This window comes from Bacteroides sp. 1_1_14, assembly GCF_000162515.1.
Lineage (GTDB): Bacteria > Bacteroidota > Bacteroidia > Bacteroidales > Bacteroidaceae > Bacteroides > Bacteroides thetaiotaomicron.
On record NZ_GG774757.1, the window covers coordinates 1 to 534 of the forward strand.

General features: G+C 36.5%; 1 protein-coding gene. It reads right to left on the reverse strand.

The window, feature by feature from the left end:
* On the reverse strand, positions 1 to 511 hold a 511-nt coding region (locus tag HMPREF9007_RS00010; protein ID WP_277754740.1), incomplete at its 3' end, for a class I SAM-dependent methyltransferase.
* Between the last annotated feature and the right edge of the window lie 23 nt (positions 512 to 534).

Sequence of the window (534 nt, forward strand, 5' to 3'; positions counted from 1 at the left end):
CAAACCCATTGTTCAGCAATCCCATTATAATCTGTGTAAGTGTGTGATGTTGTTTTACTACATCACATCCTAAAAAATGTGTATTTCGTTCTCCTGTTATAAAGTAATTATCAATCGCCCAATATTGCGGTTTCCCATCATCTGTATAAATCCAATCCTGCCCAACTCCTGCGGTAAAAACAGGGTGTTCGATATTAAAAAGAAAAATTCCACCTGGTTTTAATGTCCTATACACTTTTTGAAATATTTCCACTATGTCCTCTATATAGTGCAGAGCTAAATTAGATATAACACAATCCCATTCATTTTCTGGATAGTCATATTCCTCTAATCCGCTAATACGATATTCAATTTGATTTCCTGAATTGCGCTTTTGGGCTTCCTCAATCATTTTCTTACTTAAATCGATCCCTAATATTTTTGTAGCTCCTTGTTCTTCTGCGAACTTGCAGTGCCAGCCATATCCGCACCCCAAGTCAAGAACAGATTTTCCTTCTAACGAAGGAAACAAAGGTTTTAATGATGCCATTCACC